The sequence below is a fragment of the Pseudoselenomonas ruminantium genome, assembly GCF_900104055.1.
GTDB lineage: Bacteria > Bacillota > Negativicutes > Selenomonadales > Selenomonadaceae > Selenomonas_A > Selenomonas_A ruminantium_C.
In genome coordinates this window covers 1-23579 of the sequence record NZ_FNJQ01000020.1, presented here as the reverse complement: position 1 = coordinate 23579, position 23579 = coordinate 1, and the positions used below count along the sequence as shown (strand labels likewise).

Genomic DNA, 23579 nt, shown 5'->3' with positions numbered 1-23579 from the left:
CACGTGCAGTCTCCTGCTCTTTTTTACGCTCTAATTCTTGAGCTTTTCTTTCCCTTGCTGCTTCTTGTCGTCTTGCTTCATAAGCCGGTGAATTATACATACGTTCATAATGAACTTCTGTCTCAGCCATCACAATCTTAGGTAAACTAACATTCACAAGGATGAGTAAAGCACACAACAATTTTTTCTTCTTCACATATACTCCTCCCCCGCAAATAACATAAGTACACCTTTAGCTTACCTTTTTAATATAGCACAAATTTTCACAAAAGTCTATCTACGCATTATCTGAACGTGACAAAGTACAATTCTTATAATATAATAAGCCCGTTAGGGTTTTATTCCCAACGGGCGAACTTTCAGCTGGCACTGGCCAGCGTTGATATAAGCTTGGCTAGTCACGGACATTATACCTCGCTTCCTGCCACACTTTTACGGCTTCGAGCCAGTAAGGTCGAGGAAGGCAGGTGAATGTAACCTGACTGCGTGCGTACACATCGGGCTTTGCCTTCTATGTATCTGCCTCGGTATCCTGTTATTAGCATGTGCCGACTACGTTCATCGAGCAAAAGCTCCGAAGAACCTTCGCTGTGGTTTACATGTCGAACTCTCTAAGTGGGGTAGTCTAAGTTTCGGCATATCCGGCGAGGTAAATCCCCACAACGCAAAAGACCATCCTTCTGTTGCAGCAGCGGACGGTCATTGTGGTAAAACTAACGTTTCGTCATAGTGACTCATAATGCGGCGACTATCAATGTAGTTCGCTCTTTTTCTATATCTATTATTGCAAATACTATGATACAAGTCAAGGTAATTTGCTTACAGGGGGAAGTCATATTGTACGTCAAAACTTATCTACGAACTTTAATGCTGCTATCAGGGATGCTGTTCTTCACCCAGCCTGTTTTCGCCGTGGAGCAGGTTCCCTCATCACCTGCTCCCGCGGCACAGGAACAAAAGACTGACATACAGGAAACGACTGCACCGCCGCAGGCAAAGCCTGCCCTGTCGCCCGCGATGAAGGAAAAGCTCGATCAGGAGCTTGCCGGTATGATTGGCACGAGCGGGGCGAAGGTTCCGGGCGTCAGCGTCATTGTCTATAAGGATGGCCAGGAAGTCTATGAAGGCGCCTTTGGGCGGCGGCGAATCGATTATGCCAATCCGGCCAACAACTATCCGATGACCACGGATTCCTTGTTCCGGGTGGCCTCGCTGTCCAAGCTCTATACCACTTTAGGTGTGATGCAGTTAGTGGACGAAGGAGCAATCGATCTCGATGCGGATGCCAGCCAGTATCTGGGCTTCAATCTGCGGCATCCTGCCTATCCTGATACCCCCATCACCGTACGCATGATTGCCTCACATACCTCCGGCGTCCGGGATTCAGCAGGCTACTTCCTGCCTCCCTATCAGCCTATCAGCAGCCTCTTTTACCGGACAAGTCCCGCCTACTGCGTCTACACGCAGGCTCCTGGCTCATATTTTACCTATGCGAACCTGAATTTCGGCCTGCTCGGGACCATCATCGAACGAGTCAGCGGCCAGCGCTTTGATGAATATGAACGCACTCATATATTGAAGGACCTCGACACCGATGCAGACTTCTTCCCGGCCAAGATGCCCTATGAGACCTGGCAGCGGCTGGGTTCTATCTACCGGGGAACAGGCGGTTATTATGCCACGGCCGATAAGCCCCGCACCTATCAGCCAACCACTGACAACATCTATGGCTATTCGTTGGCCGGTTATCAGATTGGTTCCAACGGCACGCTCTTTGGTCCCCAAGGGGCATTGCGGATTTCCGTAAAAGGCTTAGGAAATACGCTGGAAATGCTTATGAATGACGGCTGGTTCCATGGCAAACAGGTAGTTTCTGCCAATTCCATCCAGGAAATGACAAAAGCCCAATGGATTTACAACGGCCATAACGGTGGAACGTTTGGCGGCACATTGCTTTCCTATGGGCTCGGAATGTATCAGATTGACGGCGGCAGTACCGCCAGGGTTTGCCGGGACATCCACGTAGACCTGGTAGGACATACCGGCGAAGCCTATGGTGCGTTGACCGGCCTGTTCTTCCAGCCCGGCACACGCAATGGCTTTGCCTATATCATCAACGGCGAAGCCATGTCAGAAAGCGCTGGTCATGGACAATTTAGCGGCAATCTGATCTGGGAAGAAAATGTCATGAATCTTCTCTGTCAAGCCATGCTCAGCAAATAGGATTCTTAGTCGGCGTACCTGCCTTGCGCGGGTACGCCTTTGGCGTAGGCATGGTCTTGGTGATGGTGATAACCGCCCGCTTGTCATCGATTTCCGGCAATTTCACCGGACGGATTTCCGTCTTGCTCCCCCCCATGACCTTGATGGCCTTGGCCGCCTCTTCGGCTTCTTCATTAAACTGCATGCCCTTCAGGGCGATGAAGTAACCGCCTTTCTTGACAAAGGGCAGGCAGTATTCGCAAAGGATGGGGAGTCTGGCCACAGCTCTGGATACCGCGATATCAAAGGATTCGCGGTATTTTTTATTGCGGGCACCTTCTTCTGCCCGGGCATGGACACATTCCACATCCTGCAGGTCGAGTTCTTCCACTACCGTCTGCAGGAATTTGATGCGCTTGTTCAGCGAATCCATCAGCGTCAGTTTGATTTCCGGGCAGAAAATCTTCAAGGGCAGGCCGGGAAAGCCTGCACCCGTGCCCACATCAATGACTGTTACACCATCTTGGAAGATTTTTTCATCATAGGCCGTGATGCTGTCAATCATATGCTTGATGGCAACCTCTTTTGGCTCGGTGATGGCCGTAAGGTTGATCTTCTCATTCCACTCGACGAGCAGTTCAAAGTAACGGTTGAACTGCTCCATTTGTTTATCTGAAAGCGCAATGCCGTATTCGGCCGCCGCCTTTTGTAATTCGTCCTTAAACATCTGCTTTCTCCTCATTTGCTTTCATGCGTGCCTGCTGTTCGAGCCAGACCAGGAGCACCGAAATATCTGCCGGGGACACGCCGCTGATACGGCTTGCCTGCCCTACGGAACGCGGGCGGATGGCCTTGAGCTTTTCGCGCCCCTCATCGCGCAAGCTCGGAACATCATCATAATCGAGATTTTCCGGCAGGATCTTTTCCTCGAGTTTTTCCATGCGCTCGACCTGTTCCAGCTGCTTCTTGATATAGCCTTCGTAGGTGATAGTGATTTCCACCTGCTGTTTTACTTCTTTATTGAGTTCCGGCAGCTCGAACAGTTCTGCGAGCTTATCGTAGTCTACATCCGGACGGCGCAGCAGGTCATAGAAGCTTGTCGCATTGCGCACGGGCTCGATGCCTGCAGCTGTCAATTTATCCGTAATCTCTTTTGTCGGATTGATGCTGTTCTTGCGCAGATAGGCCAAAGCTTCCGTTATGGCTGTCTGCTTTTCCGTAAATCTGTTCCAGCGGTCATCCTTGACCAGGCCAACACGACGCCCCAGCGGCGTCAGACGCTGGTCGGCATTATCCTGCCGCAGGAGCAGGCGGTATTCGGCACGGCTGGTCATGATGCGATAAGGCTCATTTGTTCCCTTGGTCACGAGGTCATCGATCAGCACGCCGATATAGGCTTCACTGCGCTTGAGAACCAGCGGTTCCTCACCCTTGATCAGCATGGCGGCATTGATGCCTGCGATAATGCCCTGCGCTGCGGCCTCTTCATAGCCGGAAGTGCCATTGGCCTGGCCAGCCGAGAAGAAACCATGGATATTCTTGAATTCCAGCGTCGGCTTCAACTGTGTCGGATCGATGCAGTCGTATTCAATGGCATAGCCAGCCCGCATGACCTTGGCATGTTCGAGGCCCGGAATCGTGCGCAGGAATTCCAGCTGCACATCCATGGGCATGGACGTAGACATCCCCTGCACATAGACTTCATTGGTATGGCGGCCTTCCGGTTCTAAGAACAGCTGATGGCGTTCCTTGTCCGGGAAGCGCAGGATCTTCGTCTCGAAGGACGGGCAGTAGCGGGGGCCGATGCCTTCGATGATGCCATTGGCCATCGGCGCACGCTCCATATTATCCCGCAGGATTTGATGGGTTTCTTCATTCGTATAGGTCAGGTAGCAGGGAATCTGCTCGCGAGTCACTTCATCGCTCATAAAGGAGAAGTTGCGGCATTCCTCATCGCCGGGCTGGATTTCCATCTTGTCGTAGTCCAAAGTCCGAGCATCCACGCGGGCCGGCGTACCAGTCTTGAAACGCATGAGTTTTACGCCTGCTTCAGCCAGGGAATCGGAGAATTTCATCGCCGCCCGCTGACCTGCGGGGCCGCCGGTATAGGTATGTTCACCGATGATGATGCGGCCTTTGAGATAGGTCCCCGTCGCCATGACGACAGCATTTGCCTTATAGATTTCGCCGGTTTCCGACTGCACGCCGGTTACCTGGCCATCCTCCACCAGCAGCTTATCGATCAAGAGCTGCTTCACATCGAGGTTTTCCGTGTTCTCGCAGGTTTCCTTCATCGTGAACTGATAGAGCTTCTTGTCGGCTTGGGCACGCAGGGCATGGACAGCCGGGCCTTTGCCCGTGTTGAGCATGCGGAACTGAATGCAGGTCTTATCGGCATTGACGCCCATTTCACCGCCCAGCGCATCGAGTTCCCGCACCAGATGACCTTTGGCCGGGCCACCCACCGAAGGATTGCAGGGCATCAGAGCGATATTGTCCATCGAGAGCGTCGTGAGCAGCGTATTACAGCCAATGCGGGCGGAAGCCAGTGCCGCTTCCACACCGGCATGGCCAGCACCTACCACGATTACATCATATTCCCCGGCAATAAATATGTTTTTTGCATCCATTATCCTTACCCCTTATTTACCAATACAGAACTTGGAAAAAATCTCGTCAATAATATCTTCACCTACGGTATCGCCCGTAATCTCGCCCAAAGTTTCCCAGGCTGAGCGCAGGTCGATGGAGATAAAATCCAGACCTAAGCCAGCCTCAATCGTGGTCAGGGCCGCGGCTAAATGCCTGTCGGCCGTGCGCAGGAGATTGGCCTGCCGTTCATCGCTGACAAAGGAACCTTCATCGGCCATGACTTCGCCACCGTAAACCTTAGCCTTGATGGCCTCGGTCAGCTGCTCCATGCCGCTGTAGTCTTTGGTCGAGATCTCGATTACCGGCAGCTGCGCTTTTGCCGACAGATCCGCAGCCGTGACCACAGCCTTCAAATCACTCTTATTCAGCAGGACAATCGCCTCCTGCCCATTCAGCAGGGAAAGTATTTCCTCATCCTCATGGTCAAGGGCTCTTGAGCCATCGAACAAGGCCAGCACCAAGGCAGCCTGACTGATCATCTGGCGGGATTTCTCCACGCCGATCTTTTCCACCACATCTTCCGTGGCACGGATACCTGCAGTATCGATGATGCGCAGGGGCACGCCGCCCACGTTGGCATATTCCTCGATGGAATCCCGTGTGGTTCCTGGAATATCGGTAACGATGGCCCTTTCTTCCTGCAGCAGGGCATTGAGCAGGCTGGATTTGCCGACATTAGGCTTGCCCACGATAGCGGTCATGAGTCCTTCCCGCAGAATGCGGCCTGTCCCGGCTGTCTTGATGAGCTTTTGGATATAGTTGCGTATCTCTACCACTTTTTCGCTTACATTTTCCGTGACGACATCATCCACTTCATCTTCGGGAAAATCAATCGCTGCTTCCAGATGCGCAATCTGCCCCAGGATGTCCTGCCGCCATTTCTTGATCTGCTCCGAGAACTGACCGGTCAGATGGCCTGCTGCCATCTTGAGGGAACGGTCGGTCTTCGCCGTGATGATATCCATTACAGCCTGCGCCTGAGACAGATCCAGTCGGCCATTGAGGAAGGCACGCTTTGTAAATTCGCCTCCCTCAGCTGGTCTGGCGCCATAGTCATAGGTCAGGGCCAGCGCCTTGCGCAAAGGCATTACACCGCCATGGCACTGCAGCTCGACCACATCTTCCTTCGTATAGGAATGCGGAGCCTTCATCAGCAGCACCATAGCCTCATCTACGGTCCGCCCCTCTGCATCCACGATCCTGCCATATATAGCCCGATGACTTTCGTATTCCGTCAAAGCCTTGCCGCTGGCCGGACGAAACATCTTTGCAGCCACTTCAACAGCCTTATCCCCGCTCACGCGGATGATGCCAATGCCCCCTTCGCCCTGGGCGGTAGCAATGGCACTAATGGTATCTCCCTGCATATTACTCTCCTGTTTCATATACACAAAAGGGCGGCCTCAAAATGAGACAGCCCTTTCACAGCTCTCTTGCTTAATATCAATCTTCGTTGTAACGTTCCTGTGCATCGTAATCGCGACGACGGCGACGGCGGCGGGGAACAATCACCACATAGCGGCGCGGTTCATCGCCGGCGCTATAGGTGCTGACACGGCGGTTATCCTGCAGTGCCATATGGATGATCTTGCGTTCATGGCGGTTCATGGGTTCGAGATGAACCTCTTCGCCGATACGGCAGGCCTTCTCAGCCAGATGACCTGCCAGACGCATCAGGGTTTCCTCGCGGCGGGCGCGGTAGCCCTCGATGTCAATGATAATACGGACGCGGCCATCGGCCACGCCACGGTTGGCGGTGAGATTCACGAGATACTGCAGGGAATCCAAGGTCTGGCCATGCTTGCCAATCAGAATTCCGAGATTATCCCCTTCCAGATCAAAGATCACGCCATCTTCGGCCTCACGCTGCTGCCAGGTAACTTCGATCCCCATAGCCTCGAAGACCTCGCGCAGGAACTTCTCGGCGCGAGCCAGCTGTTCAGCAGCTGACGGATAAGATTCAGCCACGGCAGCAGCCTTATCTTCCTCGTCTGCCACAGATTCTTCCTCAGCGGGAATTTCCTTCACTTCCGTAGCAACTGCCGGCTCCGCTGCTGCTTCTTTTTTCGTCACTTTGATTCTGGCATCCTTGCCAAAGAAGCCCAGAAAACCCTTTGATGGCTCTTCTAGCACTTCATAATCCACATCTGCTTCCGTGCAGCCGAGCTGCTGCAAAGCAGATTTCAAGGCATCTGCTACGGTTTTACCCGTAGCTTCTACAACGCTTGCCATCAGGCAGCCTCCTTTTTCGGAGCGGCATTATCACCGCGATACATCCACCACTGCTGGGCAATCTGCACCACGTTCATCGTCACCCAGTAGAGAACCAGACCGGAGGGGAAGTTGATGCTGATCCAGCCGATAAAGAGCGGCATGATGAACATCATCATCTTCATCTGCGGATTATTGGAATCCGTTGTCGTCATCTTCTGCTGCAGGAAAGTGGTCAGTGCAGACAGTACTGGCAGGATATACATGGGATCCGGCTCCGACATACTCTTCATCCAGAGGAAGTAAGCCGACTCCGGCGTCGGATAGGTAAAGTTATACAGCGAATAATACATGCCCATGAGAATCGGCATCTGAATCAGCAGCGGCAGGCAGCCAGCCAGCGGATTCACGCCGGCATCCTTGTAGAGAGCGCCAATCTTCTGCTGCATCACCTGCGGGTTGTCCTTGTATTTTTCCTGGATCTTCTTCATCTTCGGAGACAGTTCCTGCATGGCCTTCATGGACTTGACCTGCTTGACCGTCAGCGGATAAAGCGCCATCTTTACGATGATCGTAAGCAGGATGATTGCCCAGCCATAGCTGGCAAAACCAGCCGCACTGGTTATCGCATAAAGTGTCTCCAGCACAAAACGCAGAAGACTTTCAATCGGAGAAAAAAGCGTACTAAAGAATTCCAATCCATCACGTCCTAATCTGATAAAACATATAGCATCTATGGTACAGGATCATAACCGCCCTCATGGAAGGGATGGCAGCGCAGGATGCGCTTCACAGCCAGCCAGCCGCCACGGCGTGCCCCGTATTTTTCAACAGCCTGTCTCGCATACTCCGAACAAGTGGGAATATAGCGGCAGGTCGGCGGCTTCAACGGGGAAATAAGATTCTGATAGCCCCAGATGAGCAGGAGCAACAATCGTTTCACCATGACCGCCCTCATTCAATCAATCTTTCTTGAAGATACCGGCTTTTTTTCCCAAAGAAAGGAAAGCCTTCTCCACCACCGGACATTTCACATCCAGCATGGCCTGCCGGCCCACAAGCAGCAAAGCAATCCCTGGACGCAGTTCAGGGCTGTGAAGCCTGTAGCTTTCCCGCAGGAGTCTTTTCACCCGGTTGCGCTTCACGGCGCAGCCCAGCTTCTTACCAGCAGCGAAGCCCACTCGGCCCGAAAGCTCCTCCGACTCAAAGACATAGAGTACAAAATACCGGTTAGCCAGGGATCTGCCTTTGCGGTAAACCCGCTGGAAATCATTGCGGCGCTTGAGCATCCGCCGTCTCGGCAATTCAAACATACCTAAATTCACCAAAATCTATCTGAACATATAAATGGAACTAATCAAAGAAAAAGGCCACTAGATAAAGTGACCTTGCTGTAATTTATGCCGAAAGCTTCTTTCTGCCACGCTGGCGTCTTCTCTTCAAAACGAGACGGCCGCCTTTCGTCTTCATGCGCTCACGGAAGCCATGGGTCTTCTTTCTCCAGTGGTTGTTCGGCTGAAAAGTCATTTTCATTCGGTATACACCTCCTTAACCTGTTATTCTTCTGATTTTCTAATTCGTATAGAAGCAAGGCATCAGAAATTCACAATCATGTCCCGGCAAGGGCTCACCCTCGCACTAGGAATCACTGTAAATTATAGCCTAAGGCATGGGCAGTGTCAATATAATATCCACTGTTTTTTCCTGTTGAAATGTGGATAATTTCGCAGGAAAAGCCGCTATCCACAGAAAAACTGTTGATAACTCCCTATTATTTTGGTAAGATATTGTTGATAATTTTGCGGAAAACTTCACAAGCATTGATTTTTGGGAGGATGTGACTCCCTCATTTTTATCCCATTTTCCCGCCTCACCCCTTGCGGAACCTTCACTTATCCACACCTGTGGATAAAAATGTGGATAAAGTTATGCACTTGTGGAAAAAAATCCTATCATACTTTATATGCAGAAAGGAACTTGCTACATGGAGCAAACACAGCTACAGGCTGTCTGGGCCCAGATCCTGAATAAGATGAAAGAGCAGGAACTGGTTGGTCCCTCAGCCTACAATTGGCTAAATCCCGTAGAGCCTATCTCCCTGACCGATGAAACCTTAGAACTTGGCACGCAGACGGAAATGGCCAAGGAATGGATTGCCGAGCGGTATCTCATTTTCATTGAAGATGCGGCGAAGGCCGTTTTTGGTGTCCCCAAAAAAGTCATACTGACCGTACAGGAGAGCACGGTCCAGGAAGTTGAACCGGAACCGGTCACCCGTTCCGGCAAAAAAGAAAAACCCGACCAGGGCAGCCTCTTTCCGGAGGGCAATGCCCCTGCCGGACATGCAGCAGCGCCCGTAGAGGTCCCCATCGTAGCTCCCGGCGACAATTCTTCTTTGAACCCCAAATATACCTTTGATACCTTCGTCACGGGCAAGTCCAATAATTTTGCCCATGCTGCTGCCATGGCCGTAGCCGATAAACCGGGCAAGACTTATAATCCTTTCTTTATGTATGGCGGTGTGGGGCTTGGAAAAACCCATCTGATGCACGCCATTGGCAACCGCGTACTCAAGAATCATCCGGAAATGCGGGTGCTCTATGTCTCCAGTGAGCAGTTCACCAATGAGATCATCCAGGCCATCCAGCAGGGCACTTCGGATAAGTTCCGTCAGAAATACCGGAATATCGACGTCCTGCTGATTGACGATATCCAGTTCATATCTGGCAAGACAAGTACACAGGAAGAATTCTTCCATACCTTCAATACCTTATATGATGCCCAAAAGCAGGTCATCATCTCGTCCGACCGTCCGCCCCGTGAAGTAGAACGGCTCGAAGAACGCCTGCGCTCCCGTTTCGACTGGGGACTCACGACGGATATCCAGGCACCGGATCTGGAAACCCGTATTGCCATCCTCAAGAACAAGGCCCAGAGCGATCATTTCAACATCCCTGACGATGTGATGGTCTATATCGCCAGCCGCATCGACAGCAATATCCGTGAACTGGAAGGTGCCCTGACCAGATTAGAGGCTTATGCATCCCTGACCAAACGGGCTGTGAATACCGATCTCGTGGCCGAAGCCCTGAAGGATATTTTCCCGAATGGCAAGGCCAAGGAAGTCACCATGGATATCATCCAGGAAATCGTGGCTTCTTATTTCAAAATAAAGATAGAAGACCTTCATTCCAAGAAGCGCACGCGCAACATCGCCTATCCGCGCCAGATTGCCATGTATCTTTGCCGGGAGATGACGGAAAATTCCCTGCCCCAGATCGGCAATTTCTTCGGCGGCCGAGATCACACGACCGTTATCCATGCCTATGACAAGATCAATCAGGACAAGGAGACGGACAACCGCCTCAGTGGCATATTGAATGAACTGATGGACCGCATCCAGAAGGTCTGAATTCCTCCACGCCCTTATGCACAATGAGGGCGTGGATAACTTTGTGGAAACGAAAGCTGTTATCCTGTGGGCAAAATGTGGATAAGGAAGCTGTCCACTTTTCCCCGTGGATTATGTGGATAACTGCCTCCCTGCTTTTCAACATGTTATTAACACGCAGATTGTCGATAAACTCGCCTGCTACTGTGCTTTTCCACATTTCCACAGGCCCTACTACTACTACGGCTATTTATTTATATATTTAAAGAGTAATATTAAAAAAAAGAAAGGACATCGCCCCATGAAAATAACCTGTGCCAAGAACGAACTGGTCAATGCATTGCAGACAGCCGCCAAGGCCATAGCCTCCAAACCCCAGACGCCAATCCTTGCCGCCATCTATATGAAAGCCGATAATGATCAGCTGGAAATCCATGCCACCAACAATGAGATTGGCCTGTTGTGCAAGATCCCTGTCGAGATTGAAGAACCTGGCGAGATTGCCATGAGCGGCAGATATTTCCTCGATGTTATCCGCAAGCTGCCTGGGGATAGTGTCACCATCAGCTTCAAACGGGATGAGAAGATTGTCAACGTGACTTCCAACCAGGCGAGCTTCACCCTGCTCAGCATGAATGCCAATGAATTCCCAAAGGTTAAGCCCATCGAAAGCAATGTAGAATTTTCCATCAAAGATAATGTACTGCGTTCTTTGATCAAGAAAACGGTTTTTGCCTGCTCCAAAGATGAATCCCGTCCTGTATTCACGGGCTGCTATCTGGACATTGCGGACAATAAAATCACCATGGCAGCTACGAATATGCACAGACTGGCTGTGAAATATGAGCAGTTCCCCGAATCGCTTGGTAATATCAAGGTCATCATTCCCTCCAATATCCTGCAGGAACTGCTTCATAACCTGAATTCGGATATCCCGATGGACGTCAAGGTTTGCTGTAACTTCAATCAGATCAGCTTTGCCTTTGATAATATCTATATGACTTCCCGCCTGATCGAAGGTGCATATCCGGACTATACCAACGTTATCCCCAGCAGCCATGCTACGCTGGTCACAATGGATTCGGCTGAATTCAATGCAGCTGTGGACCGTGTTTCTCTGATTTCCCGGGCTGGCGATTACAATGTAATCAAGATGGAATTTGCCAATGGCCAGCTGCACATCACTTCGAATAATCCGGAAATCGGCAATGCCGAAGAAACGATTCCTGCATCTATCGAAGGTCCGGATATTACAATCGCATTCAATGCCCAGTACCTGGTGGATGTCATGAAGATCATTGACAGCAAGAACTGCGAACTGCGTCTGAACCAGCCCCTCTCCCCCATCACGGTGAAAGAGGAAAAAGACGATGCCTTTATTTATGTGGTAACGCCGGTACGTACGAAGAACTAAGGAGGTTGTCCCCATGCAGATTGAAGATATTGCCATTGAAACCGAGGAAATCCAGCTGGACCAGTTCCTGAAATGGGCAGGTGTCCTGCCTTCCGGCGGTGAAGTCAAAGCACTGCTGGCTGAAGGCCTGATCAAACGCAATGGCGAGAAGGAATCGGCCCGCCGCCGCAAGCTTCACCGGGGCGATGTGGTGGAAATCGAAGGCATGGGAGCCTGGCGGGTAGTGTAATGCATATTTATACATTGCACCTTAGAAATTATCGGAACTATTGCGATTTGGAGCTGAAATTCGATCCCAATATCAATGTTTTCTTAGGCCAGAACGCTCAGGGCAAGACCAATATCATTGAAGCGGTTTACTATGCTTCTTTGGGGCGTTCACATCGCACCCATACAGATACTGACCTGATCCGCTGGGAACAACCTGCTGCTCTGGTTCAGCTGGGCTTTACCCGTCTGGGCGTGGAAAACAAGCTGGAGTTTCAGTTCAGCCGGTCAAAGAGGCGGCGGATCCTCCTCAATGACCACCCCATCCGTCCCAAGGATCTCGTAGGCAGTTTGAATACTGTCCTGTTTTCTCCCGAGGATCTTTTCCTGATCAAGGGAGCGCCGGCCCAGCGCCGGCGTTTTTTAGACGGGGAGATCAGTCAGGCCAGCCCGGCTTACTATCATGAGCTGGCCAAATATACGAAAATCATAACGCAGCGCAATAATCTGCTCAAAAAGATCCGGGAGCGTAAAGCCGGCACGGATATGCTGGAGCTATGGGATGTGCAGCTGGTGGAAAGTGCCGTGAAGATCACCCTGAAGCGTCTGGAAGCTGTCAGGAAGCTCAATATGCTGGCCAATCTCATGCAAAGACGCATTTCCGGCAACCTTGAAAACCTGTCCATAAGCTACGATATCCATGGTGCCCAGGGCACTGACGTGACAAATGACCTCCATTCATGGTATAATAAAGAGCTTGCAAGTCATCGGGAAATTGATATCATTCGCGGTTCGACAGGCAGAGGACCGCATCTGGACGATATCATCCTGACGGTCAATGGCATCAATCTGCGTTCGTTTGGTTCGCAGGGCCAGCAGCGTACAGGAGTTCTATCCCTAAAGCTGGCAGAATTGGAATTCCTGCGCTCAGAAACGGGGGAATACCCGGTCCTGTTGCTCGATGATGTGATGAGCGAGTTAGACGCCTCCCGGCGCAGCCAGTTGATGGATTTCATCTTCCGGGAGCGGATACAGACGATGATTACAGCCACCGATGGGGCTTACTTTCCGCAGGAGCGGATTGGCACTTATTATCAGGTGGCGGCTGGACAGATCAAGAGGTAGGCCATGGGCGCGAAAGGCAGTTTGAAGGCGCGTACTCCGGGATTGGAACGGCCGGACAGTATTCTTCGCAAAACCCTTCAGCATATGGGAGGGAATTGTGAGAAAAAATACTATATGCACTGGGTTCTATGGCATTGGCCGGAAATCGTGGGCAGCTTTATCGCTCAGAATACCAAAGTGCAGGGGATTCGTAAGGACACGCTCTATATATACAGTGATAATTCTGCTTTGCGTAATGAATTGCAGATGATGATGCCGCAAATCGTGCAATCCGTAAATAACTTTGCAGGTCAAAAGATGATCAGCAAAGCAGCTTTTACCAAAGAATGGTCAAAAGCTGACAGCGAAGGTATCGAGGAAATCCGGTCAGCGCCGGAGGAAACAGAAGAAGATCTGGGGAAGGAACGGCGCAGTATCCCTTTGACGCCTGCGGAAATGCAGGCCGCGGAAACGCTGGTGGCAGAGGCCGAAGATGGGGATATTGCCAAGGCTCTGGCAGATCTATATCGCAAGCATCTGCAGATGCAGAAGCTAAAGCTGAACAAGAATTATCGGAAATGTCCTGTCTGCGGCCAGCTGATGGAACCTGAGCGTGGGCTCTGTGTAGACTGTACCAGCAAAAAACAGGCACAGATAAGAGCTTCGGTGCGGCAGGTACTCAGGGATATGCCCTGGGCCAGATATCCGGAGGTCAAGGAATATGTGCCCGAGTGCACACCCAAGATCGTCAATGAACAGCGTTCGGCCATGGTGCAGCAATTGGCTGCGGATGTAGATGTCAACGACAAGACGAGCATGAAGGCCAGGACGCTGGTCATGCTCTATCGCTGTCTGCCGCCAGATCAGCTGAATGACGATAATATCACCCGGGCCCTGTATGCCCTGCGGTTTGACCTGCACCGGCCCAAGGATTATAAATCCCCTAAGCGTTATGATGTCATCAAGCTGGGGAGGAGGTAACAACAGATGTTTCTCCATTTAGGCAATGGCGTATCCGTACGCACAAAAGATGTGATTGCCATACATGACTATGCCCTGTTTCAGAAGGGCTCAGGCAGCGAGTTTCTCGCGCATGAAAAGACGGCTGGCAGATTGGAAAACACCCTGCCCCTGGAAATCCGTCAGGATGAGGAGGCCAAAAAGTCTCTAATCATCACCCCTGAAAAAACTTACCTGTCTGCAATATCGCCCTGGACACTGAAACGGCGGTCGCAGATGGTTTATGATACAATGGATAATGATAAAGAAACGGCTGCGGTAGATGCGGCTGAGATTACGATGGAATGATGGGAGCGTAAGATTTCATGGCAAATGACAATGAACAGTTGAACATAGAAAACGCCGCGCCGAACGAAGAGATGGAAAGCGTGGATACTACCGGTGTGGAAATCCATACTGATGAAAGCAGCGCTGAAGTCACAGCCGTAGATGCTGATTACGGTGCAGAGCAGATACAGATCCTCGAGGGTCTGGAAGCCGTGCGTATGCGCCCCGGCATGTATATCGGCAGCACTTCGGAACGCGGCCTGCATCACCTGGTATATGAAGTCGTCGATAACTCTATCGACGAGGCTTTGGCTGGTTATTGTGATAAGATTGATGTGACGATTCATCGCGATAACAGCATCACCGTTACCGATAATGGCCGTGGTATCCCTGTAGACATGCATGAAAGCGGCATGCCGGCTGTCGAGGTCGTACTGACGGTGCTGCATGCCGGCGGTAAGTTCGGCGGCGACGGCTATAAGGTATCCGGCGGTTTGCACGGCGTAGGTGTATCTGTCGTTAACGCCCTGTCCACTTCGATGGAAGTACAGGTCAAGCGCGATGGCAAGATCCATGAGATTTCCTTCAAACGCGGCGAAACGGTGGAAAAGCTCCATGTGACCGGCGAGACGGAAATCACGGGTACCCGCGTGCACTTCGTACCGGATCCGGAAATCTTCTCGGTGACTACTTACAGCTATGATACGCTCAAACACCGCTTGCGTGAGCTGGCATTCCTGAACCATGGCATTACCATTGTCCTCAATGATGAACGCAGGGAAGAACTGCGCAGTGAGAAATTCCACTTCGAGGGCGGCATCAGTTCCTTCGTGGAACACCTCAACCGCAAGAAGGAAAAGATCAATCCGGAGCCGATCTACTTCAACGGTACGAAAGACGATACGGTTGTCGAGATTGCCCTGCAGTATAACGACAGCTATCAGGAGAATATCTACTCCTTCGTCAACAACATCAACACCGAGGAAGGCGGTACGCATCTGGCCGGCTTTAAGCTGGCCCTGACGCGCGCAGCCAACGACTTTGCCCGCAAGCAGAACATCCTCAAGGATAAGGACGGCAATCTCTCCGGTGATGATGTGCGTGAAGGTCTGACCGCTGTCATCAGCCTCAAGGTGCGCGATCCGCAGTTCGAAGGCCAGACCAAGACAAAGCTGGGCAATAGCGAAGTGCGCGGTATCGTAGATTCCATCGTAACGGAAGGCCTCTCCGAATACTTCGAAGAGAACCCGACGATCACGAAGAAATTCATTGAAAAGGCCATAATGGCTGCCCGTGCCCGTGAAGCCGCCCGCAAGGCCCGTGAACTCACGCGCCGCAAGAATGCCTTGGAAGTATCGAGCTTGCCCGGCAAACTGGCGGACTGCTCTGTCAAAGATCCGGAAATGGCCGAGATCTACCTAGTCGAGGGTGATTCCGCAGGCGGTTCTGCTAAGCAGGGCCGTGACCGCCGCTTCCAGGCTATCCTGCCGCTGCGTGGTAAGATCTTGAACGTAGAGAAGGCACGCCTTGACAAGATCTTTGCCAATGCTGAGATCCGCACGATGATCACGGCCTTCGGTACGGGCATCAGCGATGATTTCGATCTGTCCAAGCGCCGCTATGGCAAGATCATCATCATGACAGATGCCGATGTCGATGGTGCGCATATCCGTACCCTGCTGCTGACTTTCCTCTATCGCTATATGAAGCCGCTGATCGAGCATGGTCATGTGTTCATTGCTCAGCCGCCACTTTATCAGATTCGCAAGGGCAAGAAGCACTGGTACACCTACAGCGATGAAGAATTGGCCAAAAAGCTCGACGAAGTGGGCCGTGATGGCACGACCGTACAGCGTTACAAAGGTCTGGGCGAGATGAACCCGGAACAGCTTTGGGAAACCACCATGGATCCCGCCGGCCGCACCATGTTGCGCGTGGAAATGGCCGATGCCGAAGCTGCCGATGAACTCTTTACGATCCTGATGGGCGACAAGGTCGAACCACGCCGCCAGTTCATCGAAGAAAACGCTAAACTCGTACGCAATCTGGATATTTGATTTTGATTTGAACTTCCATCTGAGGCTTTTGTCCCGGATGGAAGTTTTATTAGTACCTGCTTTCAAGACATACCCAACCTTTTCTGCTATAATGTAGTTTGGTTTATAAGAAAGGATGACAATATGAGCGAGCATAGAATCACTCCTTTGACTGAGAGTGGGTTACTTACAGCACTGAGTGTGGTGCTGGCATTAATGGCAGTGTACCTGCCTGTTATCGGTTTCCTGCTGGTGCTGTTCTGGCCTCTGCCGCTGGTAGTCCTGGTAGTGCGTCATGGTTTGCGCTGGGGAATCCTGGCTTCTTTGGCCGCAGGAATCCTGGTCGGTCTGCTGGTCGAACCATTGCTTTCCCTGCGGCTGGTGGTGGCGTTTGCTCCGGCAGGATTGTTGCTCGGATGGGCCTTTGCCAAAGGCTGGTCCGGTGTGCGTACCTTTATGCTTACGCTGCTGGCGGCGATTGCCGGTCAGGCTGCGGCGGTGGGACTGCTGTTATGGGTAACGGATGTGAATCCTCTGGCCATGCAGGTGGACATCCTGCAATCTTCATTTGATTCGTCATTGCAGCTCTATGAGAGCATGGGCATGAGCGGGGCGGAGCTCGCTAAGGTGCGGGAGGATATCGAACAGGGAATGAAGATGCTGAATTACTTATTCCCGTTGGTCTTTATCCTCATGGGGCTTTTCTATGCCGTTGTCTCTTATATGGCTGGTGGCAGGATATTGAGACGGTTGGGACATAATGTTCCGCAGTTTCCGCCGTTCTGTGAATGGCGTCTGCCGCAGGCGTTCCTGTACATGTTCGGCTTTGCTTTGGTGGGGCTGTATTGGGGCGGTACCAGAGAGATCAGCTGGCTTTACCGGCTATCCCTGAATGCCAATGTGCTGGCCATTATGGCAGGCCTGCTGCAGGGAATTGTATTGGTTCACTGCCTGTTGAGCCATTATAAGGTCAGTCTGCCATTGCGGATCGTTCTGTATGTATTTCTCATCATGAATCCATTTTTGGCTCAGGTTACGGCCATGACCGGGCTTATCGATATGCTCTTTGATTATCGGCGGCGATTTGCTGCCCGCAAATAGAAATGAGGTGCACTCGATGCCACGAAATCTTTCGGCATGGATAGATTTAACCATACATCTTTTGATCATGCTGGTGCTTATCGGCGTGTTGTCTTACTACAATTTCTATATTGCTGCCATAGCCGGAGTCGTTTGGCTGGCACTGGCCTCTTTTGCCCGGGAACGCTGCACGGACAGGTCGCGGCGTTTTGAGCGCTATTGCCGCAATGTGGTGCGCAACATAAATGAAATGCTCAATTACGCTGTGGACGAACTGCCGCAGGCCATCATGATCGTCAATGAGGACGGGCGGCTGCAATGGTGTAATGACCGCATTACGGCGTATTTGGGAGCAAAGCCGGAACAGGATACCGATGTCAAGGATATCTGGCCGGGCATCATCATTGCGCCGGTCTGGGGACAGGAAGGCGAATACGTCTTTGCCCATGAGGACAAGTATTATCATGTCTACTACCATCCGGTACAGATGGCGCCGCGTCAGGAACCCCTGATGACGCTCTATATCCAGGATGTTTCCGCACATGAGCAGCTCAAGAATACCTATCAGCAGAGCCGTACGGTTTTGGTCTACATCCAGATCGATAACTATGATGAGGTCATGCAGGGGCAGACCGAAGCCGAACGTACATCGCTGCTGTTGGCGGTCAATCAGACGTTGGATAAATGGATGAAGAATCTCGGCGGCTTCATGCGGCGTGTCAGCGATGATCTCTATGTGGTGATCCTGACGCGTCAGGGCCTGGATCAGGCGCTCAATGAAAAGTTCGATGTACTCGACAAGGCCCGTCAGCTGCAGAGTACCAACCGCCTGCCCGTAACGCTTTCCATGGGCGTGGCCGTGGCAGAGAATCAGACCATGGCCGAGCTCGGGGCGCAGGCACAGGCAGGGCTTGACCTCGCACTCGGCCGGGGCGGCGATCAGGTGGCCGTACAGATGAACGGCAAGACACAATTCTTCGGCGGCCGGGCAAAAGCTGTCGAGAAACACACCCGCGTCAAGGCTCGGGTGGTGGCGCATGCTGTCCGGGAAATCATGGAAGGTGCCGATGAGATCTATATCATGGGGCATCATAATGAGGACTTCGACTGCTTTGGGGCAGCCATGGGTGTGGCCAAGATGGCCCGCCAGCTGGAAAAGAATTATCATATCGTTCTGTCCGATATGAACGATGGTATTGACAAATTCCATGATCTGCTTAAAGATAAAGAAGAGTATGCGGATGTATTCGTACACGCCGAGGATATCAAGAACTCTACGGCTCTTAATCCGGTACTGATTGTCGTGGATACGCATATCCCGCATCTGGTGGCTGATCCGACGCTCTTGGAGCGTGTGACACAGGTCGTGGTTATTGACCATCACCGCCGCAGCGAGAATTTCATCAAGAGCCCGTTGCTGGTCTATATCGAACCGGGAGCCAGCTCGACGAGTGAGCTCATCACGGAACTTTTGATGTATTTTGGTGATGATGTGCGTTTGGGGCGTCTGGACGCAACGGCTTTGTATTCCGGCATTGTGGTGGATACGAAGAATTTTGCGGTACAGACCGGTGTGCGTACCTTTGATGCCGCAGCATTCCTGCGGCGCAGCGGGGCGGATCCCGTGATGGTGCGTCATCTCTTCCGGTCGGATTATGATACGACGGTGGCTTTGGCCCGTACCAAAGCGCGGGCGGAACTGTTCCCGGGCGGCCTTATCATCTCGACCATTCCCGAGACCATGCCCAATATCCAGGTTATCGCAGCCCAGGCTGCAGACAGCCTGCTGCGCATTGAAAATGTGCGCATGAGCATATTGATTTTCCAGCTTACGGAAGATACCATTGGTCTGAGTGCCCGTTCTACCGGGGAGCTCAATGTACAGGTCATCATGGAGGCCTTCGGCGGCGGTGGTCATCAGAATGTGGCCGGTGCGCAGGTTAAAGGCGGCATCCTGTCAGAGATAAAAGACAAAGTGATTGATATAAGCGAAAAATATATAGAGGAGACTGATAAAGATGAAAGTGATTCTGCAGCAGGACGTTAAGAAATTAGGCAAGAAAGGCGATATCGTGGAAGTTTCCGAAGGCTATGGCCGCAACTTCCTCCTGCCCCGCAAGGCGGCAGTGATTGCCAATGCTGAGAATATGAACGTGGCCAAGGCTCAGGCCGGGTCTAAGGCACGCAAGGAAGCCATGGCGACTGACGAAGCAAAACTCATGGCTGCTCAGCTCGAAAAGGTTGCCGTGACCATTCCCGTGAAGATCGGCGAGAACGGCAAACTCTTCGGCTCTGTGACGGGCAAGGATGTAGCGGATGCTTTGAAAAAGGAAAAGATTGATATTGACCGCCGTAAGATTTCCATCAAGGGCGAAGTTACGGGGGCTGGCGAATACGAAGCCGTGATCAAGGTACATCCCTCGATTACCAGCACAATCAAGGTCAATGTTGTGGCAGGTTGATATGAAATTACTGGATTATATTCGCAACTTATTTACGAAAAAACAGGAGCAGGCAATGCCTGCTCCTGCTTCGCGCAATGCAACCCCGCTGGACCGGCAGATTGAGGCCCTTTACGCCATCCTGGTAGATGTGATGGGCACGGAAAAGCTCGTGATTCAGGCGGGGAAGATGAAGGCGCTGGACCTTATGCGCTCGGCAGATCCTTGTGAGCGCGTGCTGGCCCTGCAGCGGATCTTAGGGGAAGATCCCTTGATTGCTCCCGCACCGAAGCCGGAGCAGGTGCCGGCCATCATGGATGCTCTGTCTGAGCGTGTGGCCGATATCATGGCCCGCCGCAATGTGGAGGACAGCATCGAGAAAAAGGTCAATGAAAAGCTGGAAAAAGACCATGCAGACTACGTCAATGATATCCGCAAGCAGGTCATGAAGGATGAAAAGGGCGGCAATGAATCCCCGCAGGACAAGGAAAAGCGGGAGAAACTCGAAAAGCTCGAAAGCATCAAGCTCACGCAGTCCATCATGGAACTTCTGCGTCCGCAGGATTTCTCTGAGATTGTCGGGCAGGAGCGGGCAGTCAAGTCGCTGATGGCCAAGCTCAGCTCGCCATATCCGCAGCATCTGCTGCTCTATGGTCCTCCAGGGGTTGGTAAGACCACGGCCGCCAGGCTGGTGCTCGAAGCGGCGAAGAAAAAGGCCGTATCCCCCTTTGGGGAGGAAGCGCCCTTTGTGGAGACGGATGGTACGACTCTGCGATGGGACCCCCGGGACATCACCAATCCCTTGCTGGGTTCTGTTCATGATCCCATCTATCAGGGCGCGCAGAAGACCTTGGCGGACAGCGGCATCCCCGAACCTAAGCCGGGCCTGGTGACCGATGCTCATGGCGGCATCCTGTTCATCGATGAAATCGGTGAAATGGATGAGATGCTGCAGAATAAACTGCTCAAGGTGCTCGAAGACAAACGGGCTTATTTCGAGTCCGCTTATTATGACCCCACGGATGAGAAGGTGCCGCCCTATATCAAGAAGCTTTTTGAGGAAGGCGCACCAGCAGATTTCGTGCTGATTGGCGCTACCACCCGTGATGCCGGACATATCAATCCCGCCCTGCGCTCCCGTTGCGCGGAAATCTATTTTGAACCGCTGACGCCAAAACACATCGAGCAGATCGTACGCAATGCGGCAGCCAAGCTTCATGTCAATGTGAGTGATGAGGTTGCGGCACTGATCAGTGAATACACCATCGAAGGCCGTAAGGCCATCAATATCCTGGCCGATGCCTATAGTCTGGCTTTGGAGCGCTGCGGTGTCGGCGAGGATTTCAAAGTCGAGGAACTGGGCACGGAAAACGGCCCGGATGTGGAAATCAGCAAGGCAGATATCTATGAGGTCACGCAGGTCAGCCGTCTGACACCCTATGTGACGAAGAAGGCTTCGGACAATGCCATCCAGGGACATATCTTTGGTCTGGGCGTGGCTGGTTTCTTAGGTTCAGCCATCGAGATTGAAGCGGTGGCCTTCCCCGCCAAGGAAAAGGGCAAGGGCACGGTGCGTTTCAATGAGACGGCCGGTTCCATGGCCAAGGACTCGGTGTTCAATGCAGCTTCCGTCATGCGTCAGCTGACCGGCAAGGACCTGCATGATTACGATGTGCATATCAATGTGATTGGCGGCGGCAATATCGATGGCCCCAGTGCGGGCACGGCTATCCTGGCGGTTATCACGAGTGCGGTGACCGGCAGGAAAATCCGTCAGGATGTGGCCGTGACGGGTGAAATCTCTTTGGCTGGCCGGGTGCGGCCTGTAGGCGGCGTCTTTGAAAAGGCTTATGGCGCCAAGCAGGCTGGCATAAAGACCTTGGTTATTCCGAAGGAAAACAGCAAGGATATCCCGCAGGAACATCTGGGGCTGGACATTCATCCCGTAGCCACCGCTGAAGAAGCCTTCAACTATATCTTTGAGCCTGAGTTAAGTAAGGAAGAGGAGTAAGAAAATGGCATTGCCGGAACGAGTACCTCCCCAGAATATCGAAGCCGAACAAGCGGTTTTGGGGGCTATGCTCATCAAGAAAGAAGCCATCATCGAGGTGCAGGAAATCCTGCGCCCCGATGATTTTTACCGGGAAACCCATCGCATCATCTATGAGGCCATGATCCGCCTGCAGAATAATGACGAAGCAGTGGACTTGGTCACGCTGACTGAGGAACTGCGCAAGACCGATATGCTCGATAAGGTCGGCGGCCTGGGCTTTATCACGCAGTTGGCCAATATCGTAGCCACGGCGGCCAATGTGAGCTATCATGCCAAGATTGTCAAGGAAAAGGCCGAACTTCGCAATCTCATCAATGTAGCCACGGAAATCGCGGGCAAAGCCTATGAGGACAGCGATGAAGTAGAAAACATCATGGATGAGGCCGAGAAGAAGATCCTGGCTGTAGCCAGCCGTCAGGGCGGCGGGGCCTTCGAGTCCATGAAGAATATCGTTCTGCGTACTTTTGAGCGCATCAATGTGCTCTATGAATCCAAAGGCGGCCTGACGGGCTTAAGCTCGGGCTTCAAGGATTTGGATCGGCTCACGGCCGGTCTGCAGAAGTCTGACCTTATCTTAGTGGCGGCACGTCCGTCCATGGGTAAGACGGCGTTTACGCTGAATATTGCCAGCTATGTGGGCTTGCATGGCGGCAGTGTGGCCTTCTTCTCGCTGGAAATGAGCAAGGAACAGCTCATGCAGCGTATGCTCTGCTCAGAGGGCGGTATTGATGCCTCGAAGCTGCGTACAGGGCAGCTCGATGAGGTGGAATGGAATAAATTGGTAGGCGTGGCTGATAAGATGAGCCGGGCGCCAATTTATATCGATGATACGGCAGGCATCACGGTCATGGAACTGCGCTCCAAGGCAAGACGCTTGAAAGCGGAGCACGGCCTCGACCTCATCATCATCGATTATCTGCAGTTGATGCAGGGGCGTGCCAGCAAGAACAGCGACAACCGCCAGCAGGAAATCTCCGAGATTTCCCGTTCGCTCAAGGCGCTGGCCCGTGAGCTCGACGTGCCGGTTATCGCACTCTCCCAGCTTTCCCGTTCTGTGGAAAGCCGCCAGATCAAGAAGCCGATGCTTTCTGACTTGCGCGAATCTGGTTCGTTGGAGCAGGACGCAGATATTGTTATGTTCCTGTATCGCGAAGATTATTATGATAAGGATACGGAGAACAAGAATATCACCGAAATCATCGTAGCCAAGCACCGTAACGGCCCGGTAGACAGCGTGCAGCTGTTCTTCCAGAAAGAGTTCACCAAGTTCCGGGATCTTTTGGTGCAGTAATACAAAACTCAAGGCATCTAAACGCATTGTGTTCAGATGCCTTGAGTTTTTTTATTAGCCGTAATAAATTGCAGTTTGTTGGTTAGTTCGAGCCAAAATTATCCCGTTTATACGCAGTCAGGGGTTCACGGGGGAGTACTTTTGCTGTTTCCGCTAAACGTCCCTCCCTGTCAAGTTAGAGCTATTTAGCGGGATGCGCCGGGCAGGCCA

22 protein-coding genes are annotated in these 23579 nt (G+C 52.1%); 13 read left to right on the top strand and 9 right to left on the bottom strand.

Translation table 11 applies throughout. From position 1 onward, the window contains the following. Positions 1 to 196, bottom strand: a 196-nt coding sequence (locus BLQ59_RS16030; RefSeq protein ID WP_176756775.1) for a hypothetical protein, incomplete at its 3' end; no start/stop codon positions are given. A 641-nt stretch (positions 197 to 837) separates the two neighbouring features. Here BLQ59_RS16030 and BLQ59_RS09250 point away from each other — a divergent pair. Continuing rightward, positions 838 to 2223 carry a serine hydrolase domain-containing protein gene (locus BLQ59_RS09250; protein WP_218122890.1) on the top strand — a complete coding sequence of 462 codons (1386 nt, stop codon included), beginning with the start codon at positions 838 to 840 and terminating at the stop codon, positions 2221 to 2223. Here BLQ59_RS09250 and rsmG read toward each other — a convergent pair. The 8 genes from rsmG to rpmH form a co-directional block, all read right to left on the bottom strand. Beyond that, positions 2213 to 2929: a 16S rRNA (guanine(527)-N(7))-methyltransferase RsmG gene (gene rsmG / locus BLQ59_RS09245; protein ID WP_074572638.1), complete on the bottom strand. Its 717-nt coding sequence runs from the start codon at positions 2927 to 2929 to the stop codon at positions 2213 to 2215. The genes BLQ59_RS09250 and rsmG overlap by 11 nt on opposite strands. After that, positions 2922 to 4817 (bottom strand): tRNA uridine-5-carboxymethylaminomethyl(34) synthesis enzyme MnmG, encoded by a 1896-nt coding sequence (gene mnmG, locus BLQ59_RS09240; RefSeq protein WP_074572692.1) that lies wholly within the window; start codon positions 4815 to 4817, stop codon positions 2922 to 2924. The genes rsmG and mnmG overlap by 8 nt, the downstream gene beginning before the upstream one ends. Positions 4818 to 4844: 27 nt before the next feature. Further along, positions 4845 to 6221, bottom strand: coding sequence for a tRNA uridine-5-carboxymethylaminomethyl(34) synthesis GTPase MnmE (gene mnmE / locus BLQ59_RS09235; RefSeq protein ID WP_074572636.1), 1377 nt, complete (start codon positions 6219 to 6221; stop codon positions 4845 to 4847). 76 nt (positions 6222 to 6297) lie between these two features. Further along, on the bottom strand, positions 6298 to 7086 hold the full coding sequence (jag, locus tag BLQ59_RS09230) for an RNA-binding cell elongation regulator Jag/EloR (protein WP_074572635.1): 789 nt from the start codon (positions 7084 to 7086) through the stop codon (positions 6298 to 6300). After that, entirely contained in the window at positions 7086 to 7763 is a 678-nt protein-coding gene (locus BLQ59_RS09225) for a YidC/Oxa1 family membrane protein insertase (RefSeq protein WP_074572633.1), read from the bottom strand. The genes jag and BLQ59_RS09225 overlap by 1 nt, the downstream gene beginning before the upstream one ends. Positions 7764 to 7798: 35 nt before the next feature. Next, a complete protein-coding gene (yidD, locus tag BLQ59_RS09220; protein WP_371118280.1) occupies positions 7799 to 8011 on the bottom strand; it encodes a membrane protein insertion efficiency factor YidD in 213 nt (70 codons plus the stop codon). A 16-nt stretch (positions 8012 to 8027) separates the two neighbouring features. Next, positions 8028 to 8378 (bottom strand): ribonuclease P protein component, encoded by a 351-nt coding sequence (gene rnpA / locus BLQ59_RS09215; protein WP_074572631.1) that lies wholly within the window; start codon positions 8376 to 8378, stop codon positions 8028 to 8030. Positions 8379 to 8463: 85 nt separating this feature from the next. After that, positions 8464 to 8598, bottom strand: coding sequence for a 50S ribosomal protein L34 (gene rpmH / locus BLQ59_RS09210; RefSeq protein ID WP_014425951.1), 135 nt, complete (start codon positions 8596 to 8598; stop codon positions 8464 to 8466). A 451-nt stretch (positions 8599 to 9049) separates the two neighbouring features. On the opposite strand from rpmH, the gene dnaA reads away from it, so the two are divergent. From dnaA to dnaB, 12 genes are all read left to right on the top strand, one after another. Next, a complete protein-coding gene (dnaA, locus tag BLQ59_RS09205; RefSeq protein WP_074572629.1) occupies positions 9050 to 10477 on the top strand; it encodes a chromosomal replication initiator protein DnaA in 1428 nt (475 codons plus the stop codon). Between the two features lie 280 nt (positions 10478 to 10757). After that, on the top strand, positions 10758 to 11870 hold the full coding sequence (gene dnaN, locus BLQ59_RS09200; protein ID WP_074572628.1) for a DNA polymerase III subunit beta: 1113 nt from the start codon (positions 10758 to 10760) through the stop codon (positions 11868 to 11870). A 13-nt stretch (positions 11871 to 11883) separates the two neighbouring features. Next, positions 11884 to 12099 (top strand): RNA-binding S4 domain-containing protein, encoded by a 216-nt coding sequence (locus tag BLQ59_RS09195; RefSeq protein ID WP_176756773.1) that lies wholly within the window; start codon positions 11884 to 11886, stop codon positions 12097 to 12099. Further along, positions 12099 to 13202: a DNA replication/repair protein RecF gene (recF, locus tag BLQ59_RS09190; RefSeq protein ID WP_074572626.1), complete on the top strand. Its 1104-nt coding sequence runs from the start codon at positions 12099 to 12101 to the stop codon at positions 13200 to 13202. The genes BLQ59_RS09195 and recF overlap by 1 nt, the downstream gene beginning before the upstream one ends. An 84-nt stretch (positions 13203 to 13286) precedes the next feature. Then, a complete protein-coding gene (locus BLQ59_RS09185) occupies positions 13287 to 14162 on the top strand; it encodes a DciA family protein (RefSeq protein ID WP_176756772.1) in 876 nt (291 codons plus the stop codon). A 6-nt stretch (positions 14163 to 14168) separates the two neighbouring features. After that, the gene (gene remB / locus BLQ59_RS09180) at positions 14169 to 14489 is read left to right on the top strand and encodes an extracellular matrix regulator RemB (RefSeq protein ID WP_074572623.1); all 321 of its coding nucleotides are present in this window, start codon (positions 14169 to 14171) and stop codon (positions 14487 to 14489) included. A 17-nt stretch (positions 14490 to 14506) separates the two neighbouring features. Next, a complete protein-coding gene (gene gyrB, locus BLQ59_RS09175; RefSeq protein WP_143005328.1) occupies positions 14507 to 16525 on the top strand; it encodes a DNA topoisomerase (ATP-hydrolyzing) subunit B in 2019 nt (672 codons plus the stop codon). 123 nt (positions 16526 to 16648) lie between these two features. Then, entirely contained in the window at positions 16649 to 17605 is a 957-nt protein-coding gene (locus BLQ59_RS09170; protein ID WP_074572621.1) for a YybS family protein, read from the top strand. A 16-nt stretch (positions 17606 to 17621) separates the two neighbouring features. Beyond that, positions 17622 to 19631: a DHH family phosphoesterase gene (locus BLQ59_RS09165; protein WP_074572620.1), complete on the top strand. Its 2010-nt coding sequence runs from the start codon at positions 17622 to 17624 to the stop codon at positions 19629 to 19631. After that, complete coding sequence (gene rplI, locus BLQ59_RS09160; protein WP_074572619.1) at positions 19603 to 20046, top strand: 50S ribosomal protein L9; 444 nt, start codon at positions 19603 to 19605, stop codon at positions 20044 to 20046. Before BLQ59_RS09165 ends, rplI begins: the two co-directional genes overlap by 29 nt. A gap of 55 nt (positions 20047 to 20101) precedes the next feature. After that, positions 20102 to 22036 (top strand): Lon family ATP-dependent protease, encoded by a 1935-nt coding sequence (gene lonC / locus BLQ59_RS09155; RefSeq protein WP_074572682.1) that lies wholly within the window; start codon positions 20102 to 20104, stop codon positions 22034 to 22036. 4 nt (positions 22037 to 22040) lie between these two features. After that, the gene (dnaB, locus tag BLQ59_RS09150; RefSeq protein ID WP_176756771.1) at positions 22041 to 23369 is read left to right on the top strand and encodes a replicative DNA helicase; all 1329 of its coding nucleotides are present in this window, start codon (positions 22041 to 22043) and stop codon (positions 23367 to 23369) included. Positions 23370 to 23579: the final 210 nt, after the last annotated feature.